Source organism: Mycobacterium sp. 852002-51057_SCH5723018 (genome assembly GCF_001667035.1).
Classification (GTDB): Bacteria; Actinomycetota; Actinomycetes; order Mycobacteriales; family Mycobacteriaceae; genus Mycobacterium.
The window spans coordinates 1-820 of sequence record NZ_LZIR01000066.1 but is presented as its reverse complement, the minus strand read 5'-3'; the positions used below and the strand labels follow the sequence as shown (position 1 = coordinate 820).

Here is an 820-nt window from a genome sequence, read left to right as displayed (position 1 = left end):
GGTGGGGCCACTTCTTCAAGATGGCCCACCAGGTGCTGCCGGCCGACGGCGTCATGCTGCTGCACACCATCAGCCGGCCCACCTTCAAGGACGCCCGGGCGCAGGGCAACCCGTTGACCCACGAAATCGTTCACTTCACCCAGTTCATCCTGGCCGAGATCTTCCCCGGCGGATGGCTGCCGACGATCCCCTCGGTGGAAGAGCACGCGACCGGGGCCGGCTTCAAGGTGGCCCGGATCCAGTCGTTGCAACTGCACTACGCGAAGACCCTGGAAATCTGGGCCGCCGCGCTCGAGGCCAACAAGGACAAGGCCATCGAGATCCAGTCCGAAGAGGTCTACAAGCGCTACATGAAGTACCTCACCGGCTGCGCGAAGCTGTTCCGGAAGGGCTACACCGACGTCAACCAGTTCACGTTGACGAAGTAACCGGCGGGCAGCGCGCCTGTCGCGCTATTTGGTCAGCGTGAACTGCCCCACATTGCTGATGCCCTTGCGGAAGAAATTCTCGCACCCCGTCAAATAATGCATATAGCGGTCGTAGACCTCTTCGGACTGGATGGCGATCGCCTTTTCTTTGTTGGCCGCTAAATTGGCCGCCCAGATATTCAGCGTCCGCTCGTAATGCTCGCGCAGCAATTGCACTCTTTCGACGCCGAATCCGGCGGCCTGCGCCAACTCCAAAATATCTTCCTGCGCCGGCAACTGCCCGCCCGGAAAAATTTCGGTGTAGATGAATCGTGTGAATCGGATGTCGTTCATCGTCAGCTTGATGCCGCGCTCGTGCATCTGCTTTTGCGAATGCGCCAAAATCGTGTGCA

2 protein-coding genes are annotated in these 820 nt (G+C 59.6%); one reads left to right on the top strand and one right to left on the bottom strand.

What is annotated here, in order from left to right:
• Positions 1-428: class I SAM-dependent methyltransferase (locus A5764_RS12930; RefSeq protein ID WP_197501371.1), on the top strand; the 428-nt coding region annotated here is incomplete at its 5' end.
• Between the two features lie 24 nt (positions 429-452).
• Here A5764_RS12930 and A5764_RS12925 read toward each other — a convergent pair.
• Positions 453-820, bottom strand: a 368-nt coding sequence (locus A5764_RS12925; protein ID WP_197501368.1) for a class I SAM-dependent methyltransferase, incomplete at its 5' end; no start/stop codon positions are given.